At 71.8% G+C, this 16,467-nt stretch carries 15 protein-coding genes; 2 read left to right on the top strand and 13 right to left on the bottom strand.

The window, feature by feature from the left end; all coding sequences use genetic code 11:
- Positions 1-27 precede the first annotated feature (27 nt).
- The 13 genes from ACE3QY_RS11945 to ACE3QY_RS11885 all read right to left on the bottom strand — a co-directional run bounded on the left by ACE3QY_RS11945 (position 28) and on the right by ACE3QY_RS11885 (position 13,369).
- Positions 28-942 carry an ROK family protein gene (locus ACE3QY_RS11945; RefSeq protein WP_374456248.1) on the bottom strand — a complete coding sequence of 305 codons (915 nt, stop codon included), beginning with the start codon at positions 940-942 and terminating at the stop codon, positions 28-30.
- Positions 939-2,345 (bottom strand): glycoside hydrolase family 3 protein, encoded by a 1,407-nt coding sequence (locus tag ACE3QY_RS11940; protein ID WP_374456247.1) that lies wholly within the window; start codon positions 2,343-2,345, stop codon positions 939-941. Before ACE3QY_RS11940 ends, ACE3QY_RS11945 begins: the two co-directional genes overlap by 4 nt.
- Positions 2,345-3,184, bottom strand: coding sequence for a carbohydrate ABC transporter permease (locus ACE3QY_RS11935; RefSeq protein WP_374456246.1), 840 nt, complete (start codon positions 3,182-3,184; stop codon positions 2,345-2,347). The genes ACE3QY_RS11940 and ACE3QY_RS11935 overlap by 1 nt, the downstream gene beginning before the upstream one ends.
- Positions 3,184-4,152: a carbohydrate ABC transporter permease gene (locus ACE3QY_RS11930; protein ID WP_374456245.1), complete on the bottom strand. Its 969-nt coding sequence runs from the start codon at positions 4,150-4,152 to the stop codon at positions 3,184-3,186. Before ACE3QY_RS11930 ends, ACE3QY_RS11935 begins: the two co-directional genes overlap by 1 nt.
- Positions 4,153-4,267: 115 nt before the next feature.
- The gene (locus tag ACE3QY_RS11925) at positions 4,268-5,557 is read right to left on the bottom strand and encodes an extracellular solute-binding protein (RefSeq protein WP_374456244.1); all 1,290 of its coding nucleotides are present in this window, start codon (positions 5,555-5,557) and stop codon (positions 4,268-4,270) included.
- Positions 5,558-5,613: 56 nt separating this feature from the next.
- On the bottom strand, positions 5,614-6,747 hold the full coding sequence (locus ACE3QY_RS11920; RefSeq protein WP_374456243.1) for an ROK family protein: 1,134 nt from the start codon (positions 6,745-6,747) through the stop codon (positions 5,614-5,616).
- Positions 6,748-6,875: 128 nt separating this feature from the next.
- Positions 6,876-7,742, bottom strand: coding sequence for an amidohydrolase family protein (locus tag ACE3QY_RS11915; protein ID WP_374456242.1), 867 nt, complete (start codon positions 7,740-7,742; stop codon positions 6,876-6,878).
- 4 nt (positions 7,743-7,746) lie between these two features.
- Positions 7,747-8,226: an SsrA-binding protein SmpB gene (smpB, locus tag ACE3QY_RS11910; protein ID WP_374456241.1), complete on the bottom strand. Its 480-nt coding sequence runs from the start codon at positions 8,224-8,226 to the stop codon at positions 7,747-7,749.
- A 31-nt stretch (positions 8,227-8,257) separates the two neighbouring features.
- On the bottom strand, positions 8,258-9,493 hold the full coding sequence (locus ACE3QY_RS11905; protein WP_374456240.1) for a peptidoglycan DD-metalloendopeptidase family protein: 1,236 nt from the start codon (positions 9,491-9,493) through the stop codon (positions 8,258-8,260).
- 120 nt (positions 9,494-9,613) lie between these two features.
- Positions 9,614-10,525: a permease-like cell division protein FtsX gene (gene ftsX, locus ACE3QY_RS11900; protein WP_374456239.1), complete on the bottom strand. Its 912-nt coding sequence runs from the start codon at positions 10,523-10,525 to the stop codon at positions 9,614-9,616.
- Between the two features lie 33 nt (positions 10,526-10,558).
- The gene (ftsE, locus tag ACE3QY_RS11895) at positions 10,559-11,248 is read right to left on the bottom strand and encodes a cell division ATP-binding protein FtsE (RefSeq protein ID WP_311288553.1); all 690 of its coding nucleotides are present in this window, start codon (positions 11,246-11,248) and stop codon (positions 10,559-10,561) included.
- A gap of 101 nt (positions 11,249-11,349) precedes the next feature.
- Positions 11,350-12,465 carry a peptide chain release factor 2 gene (prfB, locus tag ACE3QY_RS11890; protein ID WP_374456238.1) on the bottom strand — a complete coding sequence of 372 codons (1,116 nt, stop codon included), beginning with the start codon at positions 12,463-12,465 and terminating at the stop codon, positions 11,350-11,352.
- A 130-nt stretch (positions 12,466-12,595) separates the two neighbouring features.
- Entirely contained in the window at positions 12,596-13,369 is a 774-nt protein-coding gene (locus ACE3QY_RS11885; protein ID WP_374456237.1) for a hypothetical protein, read from the bottom strand.
- A gap of 99 nt (positions 13,370-13,468) precedes the next feature.
- On the opposite strand from ACE3QY_RS11885, the gene ACE3QY_RS11880 reads away from it, so the two are divergent.
- Together ACE3QY_RS11880 and ACE3QY_RS11875 are read left to right on the top strand one after the other, a co-directional pair.
- On the top strand, positions 13,469-16,042 hold the full coding sequence (locus ACE3QY_RS11880) for an AAA family ATPase (protein ID WP_374456236.1): 2,574 nt from the start codon (positions 13,469-13,471) through the stop codon (positions 16,040-16,042).
- A gap of 77 nt (positions 16,043-16,119) precedes the next feature.
- On the top strand, positions 16,120-16,371 hold the full coding sequence (locus tag ACE3QY_RS11875; protein ID WP_374456235.1) for a DUF4242 domain-containing protein: 252 nt from the start codon (positions 16,120-16,122) through the stop codon (positions 16,369-16,371).
- Positions 16,372-16,467 lie beyond the last annotated feature (96 nt).

The raw sequence follows: 16,467 nt of genomic DNA, 5'->3' as shown, positions 1-16,467 counted from the left end.
ACCGAGCGGCGCGAACCCGGCCGGCGCTCAGCGGCCCAGGATCGCCGCGCCCACCGCGGCCACGGGATAGCCGGGCGGCACCATGCTGAGCCGGTCGGCGAGGCCGAGCGAGGCCAGGAAGGGCGAGCCCTCCCCCAGCACCTTGAGCTGCTCGACCACCGCGAGCCGCAGCGGCTCGCCGACCTCGGTGACGCCACCGCCGAGCACGATGCGCTCGGGGTCAATGGTCAGGCCGAGCATCCGGATCGCGCTCGCCACGCCCCAGCAGAAGCGGTCGCGCACGGCCAGGGCGGCGGGGTCACCCGTCTCCGCGGCGGCGAACAGCGCGGCCGCCGGCCACTGCTCGGTCGTCGGCCAGGCCAGCGACAGGGCGGCACCCGACGCGATGGTCTCGAGGCAGCCGCGCTGGCCGCAACCGCACCGCGCGCCCTCGGGGTCGACGGGGATGTGCCCGATCTCCCCTGCTGCGCTGTGCTCGCCGCGGCGCAGGCTGCCCTGCATCACCAGTCCGGCCGCGAGCCCGGTGCCGACGCTGAGGTAGACGACGTCGTCCGCCCCGGCGAGGGCCCGGGCGGCGAGGGCGGCGGCGTTGACGTCGTTCTCGATGACGACCGGGACGCCGAGCCGGTCGGCGAGGAGGTCGCGCAGCGGCAGGTCGTCGCCGTTGACGTCGAGGTTGACCGCGTGACGCAGGATGCCGCGCTCGCCGTCGACCAGGCCCGGCACGCCGACCCCGACCCGACCGTCGAGCGGCAGGTCCGTGGAGCTGCGCAGCGCGTCGAAGACCCGGGCGGCGGTGGCGGTGACGCCGTCGGCACCGGGCACGGTCGACTCGCGCACCTCGGCGAGGATCGAGCCGTCCGGCTCGAGGACCACCCCGTGGGTCTTGGTCCCGCCGATGTCGAGCCCGACCGCTCGCGTCCCTGCCAGTGCGGCACTCACCGCGTCCACCCTGCCTCTCGCAACACCTCGACCACCGCGGCGACGCCCGGACCGGACGAGCCACGCGTACAGATTCTGGCAAGCCCACCGGCGTACGGCCCCGGCCAGCCCCACTCGACGACCACGACGGACCGCCCAACCGCCAGTCGGTCCAACAGGGCCAGCACCTCCGGGCGCCGGTGCGCGTCGCGCACCTGCACGACCAGCGGTACGTCGTCGGGGACGCCGTCCGGCGCGGCTGGATCGACCGTCAGGTCCGGCCCCAGGCCCCACGCGACCTCGCCGACGGCGATGTTGGCCGTCGTCTCGACGCTGACGATCACGGCGCCGGTCAGGTCGGGCAGCGTGCCTTCGACGAGCAGCGCCCCGACCGCTGCCTCGGTCTGGCGGACCCGGTCGGGCGGACCGGCGGCGTCGCCGGCGGGCAGCTCCATCACGGCCACGCGCGCGGCCGCATCGGCGAGCCGGTCGCGGTCGAGCCGGCCGTCGGCGACCGCGGCCACCACGGCGTCGACGACCTCCTCGACCAGCGAGGCGGGCTTGTCCGGGCCGATGCAGAGGAGGTCGCAGCCCGCCGCCAGGGCCAGCACCGACGCCTCGGGGATGCCGCGGTCCGCGGAGGCGCCGGCCATGTCGAGCGCGTCGCTGACGATGACTCCGTCGAAGGCGAGCACGTCGCGCAGCATCGCCAGCACCACGGGGCTCAACGTCGCGGGGCGGTGCGGGTCGAGCGCCGGCACCACGATGTGCGAGGTCATCACGGCCCGCGTCCCGGCCTCGACGGCCGCGTCGAACGGCACCAGCTCGCGGGTGGCGAGGGTGTCGGCGTCGACGTCGATCCGGGGCAGGTCGAGGTGGCTGTCGGTGGCGGTGTCGCCGTGCCCGGGGAAGTGCTTGGCGCACGCGGCGACGCCCGTCGACTGGAGCCCGCGGGTCCATGCGGCGACGTGCCCGGCGACGGCCTCCGGGTCGGTGCCGAAGCTCCGGGTGCCGATCACCGGGTTGTCGGGGTCGCTGTTCACGTCGGCGTCCGGCGCGAGGTCGAGGGTGACGCCCACCGCGGCGAGCTCGGCCCCCACCCAGCGGCCGACCGCCTCGGTGAGGTCGAGGTCGTCGATCGCGCCGAGGGCGGCCGCGCCGAGCACCGGGCTCGGCGTGCGGGTGTGGAGCCGGCTGACGTCGCCGCCCTCCTCGTCGACGGCGATCACCGCCCGCGGGTTGGCCGCACGGATGGCGGCGCTCAGCGCGGCCGTCGCGTCGGCGCCGTCGGCGGTGTTGCTGCCGAAGTAGCAGATCCCGCCGAGCCCCTCCTCGAGCAGCGCGCGGTAGTCGTCGGGCAGGGTCGTGCCGCTGAAGCCGGGCAACAGCACCTGGAGCGCGAGGCGTCGTACGTCGGTGGTCATCAGCCCTTCACCGCGCCTGCCGTCAGGCCGCTGACCATCCGGCCCTGGACGACGAGGAAGAAGATGATCACCGGCACCGCGATGAGGGTCGAGCCCGCCATGATGCCGCCCCAGTCGGTGCCGCTGTTGACGTCGGTGAAGGTCGAGAGCCAGAGCGGGAGGGTGCGCTGGTCCTCGCGGGTCATCACGACCAGCGCGAGGGTGAACTCGTTCCAGGCCTGGATGAAGCCGAAGACGCCGGTGGCGACCAGGCCCGGCGCGAGCAGCGGGAAGGTGACCCGCAGGAACGCCTGCATGCGGGTGCAGCCGTCCATCATCGCGGCCTCCTCCAGCTCATAGGGGACGCCGGCGACGAAGCCGCGCAGCGTCCAGATCGTGAAGGGGAGCACACCGGCGACGTAGACGATCGTCAGGCCGATCACGGTGTTGAGCAGCTCCATGCTCTCCAGCATCTTGTACTGGGAGATGAAGAGCCCCTCGACCGGGATCATCTGGATCACCAGCAGCGTGACGATGAACGACATCCGGCCGCGGAAGCGGAAGCGCGACACCGCGACCGCGGCGACGAACGCGAACGCCAGCGCCACCACGATCGTCAGCCCGGTGACCATCAGGCTGACCTGCAGTGCGTTGACGAACTGGTCGGTCTCGAAGACGGTGCGGAAGTTATCGAGGTCGCCGCCGAACGGCACCCACGTGGGCACCGGGTTGCGGATCTCGTTGCGGTCGAGGAAGGAGCTGTTGACCATCCAGTAGACCGGGAAGGCCGCGACGACGAAGGTGAGCAGGCCGATCACGTCGGCAGTCACGCGCGCGGGGCGGGTCGTGGGGCGGGGCATCAGTCTTCGGTCCTCTCCTGTCGGATCATCGACCGGACGTAGGGGGCGGTCAGCAGCACGGTGAGGGCGAGCATGAAGATCGCGACGGCTGCGGAGGTGCCGAAGTCACCACCGCCGATGCCGAGCCGGTAGATGTAGGTGCCGAGGAGGTTGGTGTCGGTGGCGCTGCCGCCGGCCTTCTGGAGGATGTAGATCTGCGCGAAGACGCGCAGGTCCCAGATCACCTGCAGCAGCCCGACCACCATCAGCACCGGGCGGATGCTCGGCAGCACCACGTGGCGCAGCCGGTGCCACACCCCTGCACCGTCGATCTCCGCGGCCTCGACGAGCTCCTCGGAGACCTGCGTCAGCGCGGCGTACACGGTGAAGGCGACGAACGGGACGCTCATCCACACCACGACGACGGTCGCGACGAAGTAGAAGGACAGCGGCCGCAGCAGCCAGCCGTGGCCCTGGAAGTCGCCCCCGAGTGCGGTGAGGAGGTAGTTGATCACGCCGTACTGGGTGTCGAAGAGCCACTGCCACACCGTCAGCGACGCCACCACCGGCATCGCCCACGCGAGCAGCAGGCCGGTCTGGGCGAGCAGCCGCACCGGCGTCGACATGGCCCGCATCACCAGCGCGAGGCCGACGCCGATGAGCATCGTGACGGCCGCGTTGGCCAGGCAGAAGACGACCGTGCGGACGGTGACGCGCCACAGGTAGGCGTCGGAGAACAGCTCGCGGTAGTTGGCGAGGCCGACCCACTCCGGGGGGCGGCCGAACTGCTGGGCCAGGCCGAACTCCTGGAAGGACAGCACGACCTGCCGCACGAGCGGGTAACCGAGCGCCAGGCACAGGGCCAGCACCGCCGGGGTGATCAGGAGGTACGGCAGCGCGGCGGCGCTGCGACCGGTCCGGGACCGCCGCACCGGGCGGTCCGGGCGCTGGCGGCGGACGGGGCGGAGGGCGGTCCGACGCTCGGTCATCGGTGCCTCCTGTCGTACGGCGGTTCGGGTGCTCATCATGCTGGCTCTCGTCCGGTCCCGGGCAGGCGACGGCGGGGGCAGCGGCTCGCGCCGCCCCCGCCGTGCCGTCCGTGGGTCAGCCGTTCAGCTGGCCGCTCATCTGCTCGTCGGCCTTGCCCGCGAGCTCGGTCACGTCGCCACCCTGGGCGAGCGCGCTGAACAGGTCCTCGAGGACCCTCGAGCCCTCGACGTTGGCCCAGCCCGGCGCGGCCGGGGTGAGCTTGGCGTTGGACGCGGCCTCGATGGTGGCGGCGGCGTACTCGTCGTCACCGAGCAGCGAGGCGAGCGACTCCTTGGCCGGCGTCAGGCCGTTCTCGGCCATGATCGTCTGGTAGTCGTCGCTCAGCATCAGCGCGACGGCCTCCTGGGCGAGGTCCTGGTTGGGCGACTTCGCGGCGATCGCGATGTCGGAGCCACCGAGCAGGACCGGGGCGGGCGAGCCGTCGCTGCCCGGCAGGGCGAAGACGCCCATCTGCTTGGCGAAGGTGTCGGGGCAGCCGGTCTCGGGGTCCTCGATGAGGCCCTTGACCCAGCCGGGCGTCGACATCATGCCCACCTCGCCGGCGCACCACGGCGTCCACGGGTCGGCCTCGTTGCCGTCCTTGGGCGCGCCCGAGGCCTCGGTGAAGAGCTTCTGCGCGGTCTCGAGCCCGGCGATGGACTCCGGCGAGCTGAGCGCGGGGGCCCACTCGCCGCCGTCCTCGGTGGCCAGGTCGCCGCCGGCGTCCCAGACGAACGCGGCGCCGTTGCGCCAGTCCTGGCCGGGGAACCAGAAGCCGGAGAAGTTCGCGGGCTTCGGGTTCTCCTTCTTCAGGGTGATCGCGGCGTCGACGAACTCCTCGAGCGTGGTCGGCACCTCGAGGCCGGCCTTCTTGAGGAGGTCCTTGCGGTAGAAGATGTACTTCGAGCCGGCGTAGTAGGGCACGGCGTACGTCTTGCCGTCGACGGTCGCGCCGTCCACGAAGCCGGGCAGCAGGTCGTCGCCGCCGAGGTCGCCGAGCTGGTCGGTGAGGTCGGCGAACGCGCCGGCCGAGGTGAAGGTCGGCGCCTGGGTGTTGCCGATCTCCACGACGTCGGGCGTCTCGGACTCGCTGGACAGGGAGGTGGTGAGCTTCTCGACGAGGCCGTCCCACTCCTGCTGCTCGATGGTCAGCGTGGAGCCCGGGTTCTGGTCCTCGAAGGTCTTCTTCAGCCAGTCACGGGCTTCCTGCGGGGTGTCCGTGCCGTTGAGCCAGACGCGGATGTCCGCGGACTCGGCACCCCCCTCGTCGCTGGACGAGCCGTCGTCGTCGCTTCCGCACGCGGCGAGCGTCGTCAGCGCGAGAGCTGCGACCGCCACCCCGGTCAGTGACTTCTTGATGCGCACCACAGTGTTCCTCTCATCGGTGTACCTCGTGCGGGTACCTGTTGGGGTAGCGGGGCTCACGAGACGCCCAGCTCGCCGGCGAGGACGAGGACGGCCGCACCAACGACCACGACGTCATCACCGAGCTTGGAGGTGCGGACGGTGAGGCCGGCGGAGCTCACCGGCATCGTCCGTTCGCGGATGGTCCGGTCCGCCGCGTCGAGCAGCGGACCGCCGAGAAGCTCAGCGGGGCCGCTGAGCACGATCTCGTGGAGGTTGAGCGCGGCGACGATGGGCGCCAGCACCTCCCCCAGCCGGGTGCCGACCTCGGCGAGCGCCGCCGGCACGTCGACGCCGTCCTCGGCCGTACGACGACGCAGCCGCGGCGCCGAGAGCACGGTCTCCAGGCAGCCGGTGCGCGAGCACGCGCACCGCTCGCCGTCGGGGTCGACCACGACGTGGCCGATCTCGCCGGAGGCGCCGAGGTGGCCGTGCAGCAGCGAGCCGCCGAGCACCAGCCCGGCGCCGACGCCGGTGCCGACCCGGATCACCATCAGGCCGCCGTCGCCGGACTCGCCGAAGGTGTGCTCGCCGAGCACGGCGGTGTTGGCGTCGTTGGCGACGAAGACCGGGACGTCGAAGACCTCCGCCAGCCGGGCGGCGAGCGGGGTGTCGGACCAGGCCAGGTTGGGCGCGTCGATGACGGTGCCGGCGGTGTCGACGACGCCCGGGCTGCCGACGCCGATGCCCAGCACGGGACGCTCGGTCATCTCCATCAGCTCGGCGGCGAGCTGCTGGACCAGCTCGACCGCCTGCTCGCCCTCCGCCCCGTCGACGTGCACCTCGTGGCGGGACAGGACGGTGCCGGCCAGGTTGACCACAGCGCCGGACATCGAGTCGGTCTCGGACAGGTCGAGCGCGATGATGTGGTGGGAGTCGGCCGCCAGGCCGACGAGCGTGGGGGGCTTGCCGACCCGGCTCTCGGCGGGGGCGCCCAGCTCGGTCACGAACCCCTCGGCGAGCATCTCGCCGACCAGGTCGGACACGGTGACGCGGGTCAGGCCGCTGGCCCGGGCGAGGTCGGCGCGGCTCGCCGGCCCTTCGCGGAACAGCTGCTGGAGCAGCAGGGAGCGGTGGTGGCGGCGGGCGTCCTCCTGGAGGAGCTTGCCTTGCGGTCGCAGTGGGCGACCCACCGGTGTGTTCGGGCTCACATTAGTTAGTTCACCGCACTTACTTATCCCCCGTCAAGTACCTCCTCGCACCTGGTCCAGTCCGCCAGCGGTGGTGGACCTACATTTCCGGGCCGCCGAATGTAGGTGGACCACCGCTCACGAGGGAGTCAGCCCAGCAGGGCGGCGGTGTTGTCCCAGCAGACCGCGCGCAGCCAGTCCTCCCCCAGGTCGAGACGGACCAGCGCCTCGAGCTGGTCGGCGTAGGGGTAGGGGATGTTCGGGAAGTCGCTGCCGAGGTGCACCTTGCCGGCCAGGCCCAGGTCGCGCAGCCGCGGCAGCAGCGCGGGCGGGTAGGCGCCGCCCATCTCGTCGAAGAACGGCGTGAAGGCCATGGTCGTGTCGAGCGCGACCCGCTCGTGGGCCTCGGCGAAGCCGAGGAACTCGGCGTACTCGGGCGCGCCGGCGTGGGCGATGACCAGCCGCAGCCGCGGGTGCCGCCCCAGCAGGGCCGCGACCGGGCCGGGACCGGTGTGCTCGGTGGGCACCGGTCCGCTGCCGGCGTGCAGCACCACGGGGGTTCCGGTCTCGGCGATGACGCCCCACGCCTCGTCGAGCAGCGGGTCGGTGACGGTGAACGCGCCGACCTGGACGTGCACCTTCCAGACCTCGACCGTCGCCGAGCGGGAGGTGACGTACGCCGTCACGCCGGGCTCCGGGAAGAACGTGCCGCACACCGCTGCCTCGGGCACCCGCGCGGCGAAGCCGGCGGCCCAGTCGTTGAGGAACTCGGCCATGTCGGGCCGGTGGGCGTAGGGCAGCGCGGTGAAGCGGCGCACGCCGAAGGAGCGCAGCGTCTCCACCAGGACGTCGTCGTCGTCGCGGTAGTGGAGCGGCCAGGTCCGGCCGATGAGCGGGCCGGCGGAGTCGAACTGGGCGCGCACCTTGGCCGTCACGCGCGGCGGCAGGAAGTGGGTGTGGAGGTCCTGCAGGCCGGGGATCCCGAGGTCCTCGGCGAACGCGACCGGGTCCGTCACGCGCTCAGTCCCGGTGGCCCTTCAGGCGGCGCTGGACCGCCTCGACCTTCTCCCGGTTGGCCGTGCGCTCGGCGAGCGTGTGGCGCTTGTCGTAGGACTTCTTGCCCTTGGCGAGCGCGATCTCGACCTTGGCGCGGCCGTCCTTGAAGTAGAGCGACAGCGGCACGATCGTGTAGCCCTTGTCGGTGATCTTGCGCTCGATCTTGTCGATCTCGGAGCGGTTGAGCAGCAACTTGCGGCGCCGGCGGGCGGCGTGGTTGGTCCACGTGCCCTGGCTGTACTCGGGGATGTGCACGCCGAGCAGCCACGCCTCGCCGTTGTCGATCTCGGCGAAGCCGTCGACGAGCGACGCGCGCCCCTGCCGCAGCGACTTCACCTCGGTCCCCATCAGGACGAGGCCGGCCTCCCACGTGTCCTCGATGTGGTAGTCGTGGCGCGCCTTCTTGTTCTGCGCGACCAGCTTCTGGCCCTGCTCCTTCGCCATGGGTCCATCCTCTCAGGCGGGACCAGCCAGGCTAAAACCAATTCATCGGGTCGACGGCCTGGCCGTTGGCCATCACGGTGAAGTGGAGGTGGCAGCCGGTGGACCAGCCGGTCGAGCCCTCGTAGCCGATGACCTGGCCCTCGGAGACCTGCGCGCCAACGCCGACGTTGTAGCTGCTGGCGTGGTTGTAGATGGTGGCGATGCCGCGCCCGGCGATGACGCCGTGGTCGATGACGAGGCGGTGGCCGTAGACGTCGCTCCAGTACGACGCCACGACGCGGCCGGGTGCCGCGGCCTTGAGCGGGGTGCCACAGCCGCCACCGAAGTCGACGCCGTCGTGCAGGCCCCAGTAGTGGTAGATCGGGTGCTCGCGGTAGCCGAAGGGCGAGGTGACGTAGCCGTCGACCGGGTGGGCGAGCAAGCCGCTGGACGGACCGCTGGCGGCACCACGCGCGTTGGCGCGCTGGCGGCGCAGGGCGGCGAGCGCCCGCTTGCGGAGCATCTCCTCGATCTTCTTCTGCTGGGCCTGGTGCTTGCGGAGCTTGGCGAGGTCCTGCGCCCGCGCCTTGCGCGCGTCGCCCCGGGCGTCGCGGCGCTCGATGACGAGGGAGACGACGGAGTCCTTCGCGGCCTGCTGCTCGGTCTCGAGCTCCGTCATCAGCGTGAGGTGCTCGGCGGCGGCCTCCCGCTTGGCCGCCACGTCGTCGCGGGCGTCGGAGACCTGCTGCTCCTGGACCTCGAGCAGGACCTCGGCGGCCTTCAGCTCGTCGTACGCCCTGGCCTCCTGGCCGACGACGACGTCCCGCACCCCGTCGCGGCGGGTGAGCTCCTCGGTCGTCTCGGCGTCGAGGAGGGAGGAGAAGGCGATCAGCTCGGGGTCGCCCTCGGCGTACATGTCGGCCACGGTCGAGGCCACCCGCTGGCGCTGCTTCTCACGGTCGACCTGCCCCTGGGCGAGCGCGGCCTCGGCGGCGGCGAGGTCGACCTCGGCCTGGGCGAGCTCGGCCTGCATCTGGGCGTCCTTCTCGCGGGCGACCTCCACCTTGCCCCGCGCGGTGGCGAGCCGGGTCTTGGCGCCGACGAGCTGCTCGTGGGCAGCCTCCAGGCGCGCGCTGGCCTTGCGCAGCTTCGCGCTCGACTCGTCGAGGTCCTGGTGCGCGCGCTTGAGCTGGCGCTCGACCTTGTGCTTCTTGTCCTTGAGGTCGTCGGCCTGCGCAGAGGGGACCGTGGAGACGCCCAGGGCCATGACCACGACGAGCGCGGCCATGCGGCGATGAGCGGTACGGGGGAAGTGACGCACCGGGGGAAGCCTTTGCGTTGGGGAAGCGGGGAAGGTCGCCGTCCCGGGCCGAGGCCGGGACGACGCCTAGACGCTAACCTCCGCGAATCAGACTTTGAGGTATTTCCGCGTCAACACGAGTGTCGGGAGCAAGGTCAGCAGCGGACCGAGGATCGCCACCGACCCGGCTGCGAGCCAGAACTCGTCCCAGCCGATCCACGGCACGAACTTCAGGCGGTTCTGCGAGAGCTCGTCGATGCCGAAGTACATGAAGCCCCACAGCGCGGCCCCGGCGAGTGCGACACCGATCAGTGCGGTGACCAGCGCCTCGAGGAGGAACGGCAGGGCGATGTAGAGGGTGGAGGCACCGACCAGCCGCATGATGCCGATCTCCTTGCGGCGCGCGAACGCCGCGAGGCGGATGGTGTTGGCGACCAGGAGCAGGGCCGCGAAGACCAGGAACGCCGCCGTGCCGAGCGCCACCCACTGGAGCATGTTGATCGACTCGAGGATGGGCGCGACCTGCTCACGCATGTCGCGGACCTTGGAGACGCCGTCGAGCCCCTGGACGGCGCTGGTGATGCCTTCGTACTGCTCCGGGTCGTGCAGCGTGATCCAGATCGTCTGGGGCATGTCCTCGGCGGTGATCGCCGGGTTGTCGCCGGAGAACAGCTCGTCGCCGTAGAGCTCGCGGGCCTTGTCGAGCGCCTGCTCGCTGGACTCGAAGTGGAAGTCGTCGACCTCCGGGTTGTCCTCCACGACCTGCGAGATCTCGGTCTTCTGCGCGTCGGTCACCGCGTTGGGGCAGACGGCGGCGCTGTCGTTGGCCCGGCACAGGTAGACGGTGATCTGGAGCTGGTTGCCCCAGTGCTCGGCGGCCTTGGCGGCCTGCTGGTTGAACAGCACGCCGATGCCGACGAGGGTCAGCGAGACGAACAGGGTCAGCACCACTGCGAGGTGCATGGACAGGTTGCGGCGCAGGCCCTGGCCGAGCTCGGAGTAGACGTAGCGAAGCTGCATGGAGTGGGGGCTCTCGATCCGTTGCGGGGAAGGTCAGTTCTGGTGGCCGTAGACGCCCTGCGCCTGGTCGCGCACGACGTGGCCGTTCTCGAGCTCGATGACGCGCTTGCGCATCTGGTCGACGATCCCGGCGTCGTGCGTGGCCATCACGACCGTCGTGCCCGTGCGGTTGATGCGGTCGAGCAGCTTCATGATGCCGACCGATGTCGTGGGGTCGAGGTTTCCGGTCGGCTCGTCGGCGATCAGGATCATCGGCCGGTTGACGAAGGCGCGCGCCACCGCGACGCGCTGCTGCTCGCCGCCGGAGAGCTCGTCGGGCATCCGGTCGCCCTTGCCGCTGAGGCCGACCAGCTCCAGCGTCTCGGGGACGACGTCCTTGATCTCCTTGCGCGACTTGCCGATCACCTGGAGCGCGAAGGCGACGTTCTCGGTGACGGTCTTGTTGGGCAGCAGGCGGAAGTCCTGGAAGACGGTGCCGATGTCACGGCGCAGCCGGGGCACCTTCCAGCTCGCGAGGCGGTTGATCTCCTTGCCGGCGACGTAGACGCGCCCGGTGGTGGGGCGGTACTCGCGCAGGACGAGGCGGAGGAAGGTCGACTTGCCGGAGCCCGAGGATCCCACGAGGAAGACGAACTCCCCCTTCTCGACGTCGACGGAGATGTTGTCGAGCGCGGGATGGGGGTGGCCGGGATAGGTCTTGGTGACCTTCTCGAAGCGAATCACGGCGTCGAGGCTACGTGAGGGGTGTGCGCATCCCCGAAAACCCGCGCCGGCCCTGCGTCATGAGCAACCTCGGTGCGGACCGGGATCCTCATGAGGTCAGCTCAGGCGTCGACCTTCTCCGCACCCCGGCGCCAGCGGATGCCAGCCTCCATGAAGTCGTCGAGGTCACCGTCGAAGACGGCGCTGGGGTTGCCGGACTCGTGGCCGGTCCGCAGGTCCTTGACGATCTGGTAGGGGTTGAGCACGTAGTTGCGCATCTGGTCGCCCCAGCTCGCGGCGACGTCGCCCTTGAGGTCCTTCTTGAGCGCGGCCTCCTCGGCCTTCTTCTGCGCGAGCAGCTTGGCCTTCAGGACCACCATCGCGGACGCCTTGTTCTGCAGCTGCGACTTCTCGTTCTGGCAGGACACGACGATGCCGGTGGGGATGTGCGTGAGGCGGACGGCGGAGTCGGTGGTGTTGACCGACTGGCCGCCGGGGCCGCCGGAGCGGAAGACGTCGACGCGGATGTCGTTCTCGTCGACCTCGATCTCGTCGGTCTGCTCGAGGACGGGCACGACCTCGACGGCGGCGAAGGAGGTCTGGCGGCGGCCCTGGTTGTCGAAGGGGCTGATCCGCACCAGGCGGTGGGTGCCGGCCTCGACCGAGAGGGTGCCGTAGGCGTAGGGGGCGTGGATGGCGAACTCGGCGGACTTGATGCCCGCCTCCTCCGCGTAGGACACGTCGTAGACCTCGACGCCGTACTTGTGCTGCTCGGCCCAGCGCGTGTACATCCGCATCAGCATCTCGGCGAAGTCGGCGGCGTCGACGCCACCGGCGCCGGAGCGGATCGTCACGATCGCCTCGCGCTCGTCGTACTCACCGGAGAGCAGGGTGCGGATCTCCAGCGACTCGACGGCCTTCTTGACCCGGCCGAGCTCGGCCTCGGAGTCGGCGAGGGTGTCGGCGTCGTCCTCCTCCTGGGCCATCTCGACCATCAGGGCGAGGTCCTCGATGCGGGTCTCGAGCCCGGTGAAGCGGTCGAGCTCGCCCTGCAGCGCGGAGAGGCGTCCGGTGACGCGGGTGGCGTTGGCCTGGTCGTCCCAGAGGTCGGGCGCGGCGACCTGCTCGCCCAGGTCGGCGATCTCGGCACGCATCCGGTCCAGGTCGAGGACCTGGCCGATGGTCTTCATGGTCGCCTGGAGCTGCTTGATCTCTTGGTCGAAGTCGATGCCTGCCACGAGAGCCAACCCTACGGCCAAACGCCAGCCGGGGCCCGATCGGCACCGCCCGCACAGAGCAACGGCGGGCACCCCCGGGGAGCCTGTATCCCCGGGCGTGCCCGCCGCTGCGGACTGGTGCCGACCGACGTCAGCGGGTGCAGAGCACCTCGGGCGTGGCGACGGCGGCGTAGGCCGACGCGCTCGTGGTGAGGTCGAACTTGATCCGGAAAGCGTCCTTGATGTCGATCACCTCGTCGGCGACGACCGTGCCCACGCCGAGCTGGTGGTTGGCGCGGACCGCGCCGTCGGCGGTGACCGTGACCCCACCGGTGGATCCGCTCGCCGACTGGTCGGTGAGGGCGTACGTCGCCCGCAGCTGGAGGCACTTGCGGCCCAGCGTGTACTCGATGGACGAGGCCGTGGCGGGCGTGGCGGTGACCAGGCTGGCGGCGTAGTAGTCGGTGGCGATGAGGGCGCCGTTGAACTCGATGTTCTGCAGCGGGCCGGCCGGGCGGGCGGTCAGGCGGCCCCAGCTGTAGACCTCGACGTCCAGCGCGGGGCTGAAGCCCTTGGCGAGGCCGTTGGAGGCGGGCTTGAGGACGCGGTACTGGCGCTTGCCCGGGGTCGACGGGTCGTCCTTGAGGACGTAGGTGCCGTTGCGCTTGATCTTCGCGTCGCCGGTGGCCTTCCACGACTTCTTGTTGCCGACGCGCTGCTGCAGGATCACCTTCTGGCCGGCGGCCTTCGGCGTGACCTTGCCCTTCACCTTGATGGTGGTCTCCTCGCCGATGGCGACGGTCTTGTTGACCTTGGCGGTCACCTTGTATCCGGCCTTGGCCGGAGCGGCGGTCGAGGGCGCGGCCAGCGCGAGCGGCGCGACGGCCAGGGCGGCGGCGGCGGTGAGGGCGATGATGCGGTTCATGGTGGTTCCCCGTCATGAGTGCTGCGGCCCCGGAGGGCCCTTTCGTGGTGGAGACTCTCAGGCTCCCGGAAAAGTTGCGACCGATCTAGCATCGTGGCCATGACGCTGCTGGAGCGTGACGAGCACCTGCAGGCCGCCGCGGGCTACCTCGCCGACGCGGCAGCCGGGCACGGGCGACTCGTCTACGTCGGCGGCGAGGCGGGCGTCGGCAAGACGACGTTTCTCGAGGGCGTGTCCGCCCAGGCCGACGCGCACGTGGCGGTCGGGTGGTGCGACGGCTCGGCGACCCCGCCACCGCTGGGGCCGCTGGTCGACATGCTGCCCGATCTCCCGGACGGGGTCTGGCCGGACGAGATCTCCCGGTCGCAGCTCTTCGCCAACGTGCTGGCCGCGCTGCGCGACCCGCCCGGCGGTACGCCGTACCTGCTGGTCGTCGAGGACGCGCACTGGGCCGACGAGGCGACGCTCGACCTGGTGCGCCACCTCGCGCGACGCATCCACGCGTGCCGCGCGCTGGTGATGGTGACCTACCGGCCCGAGGACACGAGCGTCGGCGACGGGCTGCGGGTGCTGCTCGGCGACACCGCGTCGGCCACCGGCACGCGGCGCATCGACCTGTCGCCGCTCACCGTCGACGGCGTCGCCAAGCTCGCCGCGGAGCACGGCGCGACCGACGCCCGCACGGCGTCCGAGCTGTACGCCGTGACCGGCGGCAACCCGTTCTTCGTGACCGAGGCGCTGGCGTCGCGCGGCGAGCTGCCGCAGACCGTCCGCGACGCCGTGCTGGCCCGGGTGGCGAGGCTCGACGAGCCGAGCCAGCGGGCCTTGGAGCTGGTCGCGCTGGCGGGGTCGCGGGCCGAGTCCGACCTGGTCGGAGCGTTGCTCCACGACGGCCTCACCGCCCTCGACGAGCCGCTGGCGCGCGGCCTGCTGCGACGGTCGGGCGACGACGTGCTCTTCCGGCACGAGCTCGCCCGGCTGGCCGTGCTCGGGGAGGTCCCGGCCGGTCGCGCCGTGCACCTGCACCGCCGGCTCCACACGGCCCTGGCCGAGCGTGGCGCCGACCCTGCCCGCCTCGCCCACCACGCGGAGGCCGCCCGCGACGGCGCGTCGGTCCTCCAGCACGCCCGGGCCGCCGCGGCGAGCGCCGCCGAGCTGGGGGCGCACCGCGAGGCGTCGCGGCAGTACGAGCGCGCACTGCGCCACGGCGACGACCTGCCGACGGGCGAGCGCGCGCAGCTGCTCTGGGACCTGGGCTACGAGTACTACCTGACCAACCGGATCGCGGAGTCGATCGAAACCGTCGGCCGGGCGCGCGACCTGTGGGACTTGCTCGGCGAGACGCTGCGGGTCGGCGACGCCTGGCGCTGCCAGTCGCGGCTGCAGTGGTTCGCCGGGCAGAACGACGAGGCCCGCGCGTGCGCCGACCGCGCGGTCGAGCTGCTCGAGGGGTCCGACTCGGTGGAGCAGGCGATGGCGCTCAGCCACCGGGCCGGGCTGTCCATGCTGAAGACCCAGCTCGCCCCGACCCGCGACTGGGGCGAGCGCACCCTCGCCGTGCTCGACAGGCTCCCGGACGACGCCGGGCAGGAGGTCCGCGTCCACGCGCTCAACAACCTCGGCACCATCGAGATCACCGCGGGAGACCTCGAGCACGGCAGGCAGATGCTCGAGCAGTCGCTCGACGGCGCTCGGACCGCCAACCTGCAGGAGCACGCCGCGCGTGCCTACTGCAACCTCTCCTCCACCGCCGTGGCCCAGCGCCGTCACGCCGAGGCGTTCCGCTGGCTCGACGAGGGCCTCACCTACTGCGTCGACCGCGACCTCGACTCCTGGACGGGCTACCTGCGCGGCTGGCGCTCGCGGCTGCACCTCGACCGGGGCGAGGAGGCCGAGGCCCGGGCCGACGCCACCGCAGTGATGCGCAGCGGGTCCAGCGCGGTCGGCTCGCTCGAGCCCCTGCTCGTGCTCGCTCAGCTCGACGTCCGTGCCGGCACCGGCTCCCCCGACGAGGCCTTCGCGCAGGCCGTCGAGATGTCCGAGGCGATGGCGGAGGCGCAGCGGATCGGGCCCACCTCCTCGGCCCGGTGCGAGGCGGCCTGGATCGCCGGCGACGACGAGGCCATCACCAGGATCGCGTCGGCGGCGTGGCCCCACGTCGCCAGCGTGGACTGCCCGTGGCACCGCGGCGAGGTCGCGACGTGGCTGCCCGCCGACGTCGACGCCGGTCAGCCGCTGGCACCGCCGTACGCCCTGGAGCGTGAGAGGCGCTGGGCGGAGGCCGCGGCGCTGTGGGAGTCGCTGGAGTCGCCATTCGAGCAGGCGCTGGCGCTGTCCCGCAGTGGCGACCCGGCGCTGCTGACCGAGGCGGTGCGGATCTTCGACCGGCTGGGTGCCGCAGCCGCCGCAGCCCGGGCCCGTACGTCGTTGCAGGCGCTCGGCGCGCCGGTGCCGCGTGCGACCCGGGCCAGCAGCCACCCGCACGGCCTGACCCCCCGGGAGCAGGAGGTCCTCCAGCTCGTCGCGCGCGGGCTGAGCGACGCCGCGATCGCCGAGACGCTGGTGATCTCGCGCCGCACCGCCGAGCACCACGTGGCCGCGATCCTCGGCAAGGTCGGCGTACGTAGTCGCCGCGAGCTCGAGACAGGTAGTGCCGAGGGCTCTTCTGGGTAGCCGCTACCGATGAGCCGCAGGGGTGGCGCGGAGTCCACTTGGGAGGTCAGCAGAGACCCGACGAAAAGGAAACCGCCATGCCTCTCTTCATGGACGTCCACTCGCTCGGCGACGGCGTCACGATGGACGACGTCGCCAAGGCCCACCAGGCCGACCTGGCCACCCAGGGCCCCCATAACGTCAGCTACCAGCGCTACTGGGTCGACGAGGAGAAGGGTCAGATCTTCTGCCTCGTCGAGGCCCCGGACGCCGAGGCCGCCAACACCGTGCACCGCGAGGCGCACGGCCTGGTCGCCGACCGCATCTTCCAGGTGCAGGAAGGCGTCTGAGGCGACGTCGCGGGGAGGGGGCCGCGGGGCCAGAACCCGCCCGCCCCAGGGGTACCGGCCCAATGGGATGGACCCCAGCCTGGGGGCGCTATATAT

The sequence above is a fragment of the Nocardioides sp. genome, from assembly GCF_041913365.1.
GTDB lineage: Bacteria > Actinomycetota > Actinomycetes > Propionibacteriales > Nocardioidaceae > Nocardioides.
This window is presented reverse-complemented; position numbering and strand designations above follow the sequence as displayed.